This window comes from Planktothrix sp. FACHB-1355, assembly GCF_014748295.1.
Classification (GTDB): domain Bacteria; phylum Cyanobacteriota; class Cyanobacteriia; order Cyanobacteriales; family Aerosakkonemataceae; genus Aerosakkonema; species Aerosakkonema funiforme_A.
Window position 1 is genome coordinate 1 of the sequence record NZ_JACJUP010001008.1, and the last position, 2,656, is coordinate 2,656.

The following is a 2,656-nucleotide window of genomic DNA, read 5'->3' on the forward strand; positions in this document are numbered from 1 at the left end:
CGCCAAGTCCTTTAGGTGCGTGCAGTTTGTGACCGGAAATGGTGAGTAAATCCACCGTACTATTTTTCATGTTCAGTGGAATTTTACCCGCCGCTTGAACGGCATCTACATGAAATATAGCACCTTTTTCTTTTACGATGTGACCGATTTGTTCGATGGGAAAAATAACGCCTGTTTCATTATTAGCATACATGATCGACACTAAAGCAGTGCCACCTGTCAGCGAAGCTTCTAATTCATCCAGGTCTAATTGTCCTTGGTTATTTACGGAAAGATAGGTAACTTTATAGCCTTGACTTTCCAGCAGTTTGCACTGGCTGAGAATAGCGGCGTGTTCGACTTCTGTAGTAACGATATGGTTTTTGTTAGGCTGGACTGCTAGGGCCGATCGAATCGCCGTATTATTTCCTTCCGTGCCACAACTGGTAAATACTATTTCAGTGGCTTCTGCGCCTAACAAAGCTGCAACTTGTTCCCTTGCTTGTTTAACTTCCTTCCCAACTTGTCCGCCAAAAGTGTGCATTGAAGAAGGGTTGCCATAATATTCAGTTAGGAAAGGAAGCATCGCCTCAAGGACTAGGGGATCTACCTTGGTAGTGGCATTGTTATCTAAATAAATGACTGACATTGCTAACTGGGGAATTGGGATTGGGAAATGGTTAAGAGGTTGGGAGTGGGTAGGAAGAGAGAAGTGAACGATTTCTCTCTTCTCTAGCGCCTAGTGTTTAGCTTTCGCTCGCCAGTACGGAATCAGTACAAACTTGGATGGAAAGCCACTTTTGGTAATATTCGGAAGCTACTTTTTCGATTAAGTCGTAAGCTTCTACCACTTCAATTCCAGCTTTTTTCAACTGTTCTTGGGGACAACTACCGATCTTGGAAACCAAAACTGCTTTGCAACCTTCCAACATCTTTAAAATGTCGTCAAGAGAATGGTCTTCACCATAGCCGCCTTGACAATACTGTTCGACTTTGCGGTGTCCGACAAATTTGGCTTCGTTGGCATCAACTTCGTAAACCATGAATTCTCTGGCATGACCGAAGTGTTGATTGACTAATCCACCGCCTTTGGTAGCGACTGCAACTAAAATTTTGGGAGAATTTGCGACTTTCTTTTGTGCTTTGGCTGCTTTGGCTGCTTTTTGTTCCTCTTGAACTTTATCGATCGCAGCGTGGAGTTCTTGGCGTTTTTCTAAGTTATATTCCGGTGCCATTTCCAAGAATTTTTCTTTGGTAAATTCTTGACTCCGGTCTTCACCCAATAATCCTACCGCATCGGCGCGACACTGGCGACAGTGGCGCATCATCTTCATATTTGACCCGGCACATTTATCTTGCAGCGCTTTCAGTTCCTTCGGTGTTGGGCCGCGCTGACCTGTCAAACCAAAGTGGGTGCCGTGTTCGGGTGCGGAGATCAGGGGCATGATGTTGTGCAGGAATGCACCTTTCTCGCGAATTACTCGATCGACTTCTGCCAGGTGTTCGTCATTAATCCCTGGAATCATCACGGAGTTGACTTTGCACAGGATATCAGCTTCTTTGAGGGCTTGCAACCCTTCCATCTGCCGTTCGTGCAGAATCCTTACCGCTTCAATGCCTTTGTAGCGTTTGCGCCGGTAGTGAACCCAAGGATAAATCTTCGTGCCGACTTCCGGGTCTACCATATTAATAGTGATGGTGACGTGATCGACGTTGAGTTTTTTGATGCGATCGACGTAATCTGGTAGCATTAAGCCGTTGGTTGACAAGCACAGCTTGATATCCGGGGCTTTGTCGGCAATTAACTCGAATGTGCGGAAAGTTTTTTCTGGGTTCGCCAAGGGGTCGCCAGGGCCAGCAATTCCCAACACCGTCATCTGCGGAATCTTACCCGCAATTACCAGCACCTTATGGGCGGCTTCTTCGGGAGTTAGCAGTTCGCTGACGACACCTGGACGGCTTTCGTTGGCACAATCATATTTGCGGTTGCAGTAGTTGCACTGTATGTTGCAAGCAGGTGCAACAGCAACGTGCATTCTAGCGTAGTGGTGATGCGCTTCTTCACTGTAGCAAGGGTGCTTGGCGATGCGCTCTTTGATTTTTTCATCGTGGGAGATTTCAGTAGAAGAGGAACTACAGCCGCAACCACCAGATTTTTTGGGTTGGGAGAGTGCGTCCGGCTGTGCTTTCGCTTCTGTTTTTGCCAGTAGTTCTGTAGTAGGTGACATCGAAATCCGTAGGTCAAGTAAACGAACTGATTTATCGACGTAGAACACTTATGTGCAAAAGTAGCGAAGTTTGGTTTTTCTTCCCTTCTGCTGAAACTTAAGTGCCTGACGTTATGAAATTTATATCAGCCGTCTTCAGGTAGTCAGAACGATTCGACCCGCTTCAGATTTATTGAATATATTAGATTTGTACTCAAAGACTCAAACCCTTCCCCAATCAGTATCGCAGCGAATCAAAAATTTTTTTTGGGATAAGGGTACTGGTATTTTTGGGTTGAGGTACAAGTATTTATGGAGCAGGGGACTATAATTCTGTGTACTCACGTCTAAATCCAGTCTAGGAGTGGCTTTGAGGGCATTTTACATAGCCTTTTTTGAGCTTTTAAGCTGCACTCAAAAACTACTCACTAGGGCTGGAATAGTTTGAATCTGACTACTCTCCCGCTCCT

At 45.5% G+C, this 2,656-nt stretch carries 2 protein-coding genes; both read right to left on the reverse strand.

The features are described from left to right. Window positions 1-628: aminotransferase class V-fold PLP-dependent enzyme (locus H6S82_RS28210; RefSeq protein WP_191057106.1), on the reverse strand; the 628-nt coding region annotated here is incomplete at its 3' end. 97 nt (window positions 629-725) lie between these two features. Continuing rightward, a complete protein-coding gene (gene nifB / locus H6S82_RS28215) occupies window positions 726-2,207 on the reverse strand; it encodes a nitrogenase cofactor biosynthesis protein NifB (protein ID WP_190462875.1) in 1,482 nt (493 codons plus the stop codon). Window positions 2,208-2,656: the final 449 nt, after the last annotated feature.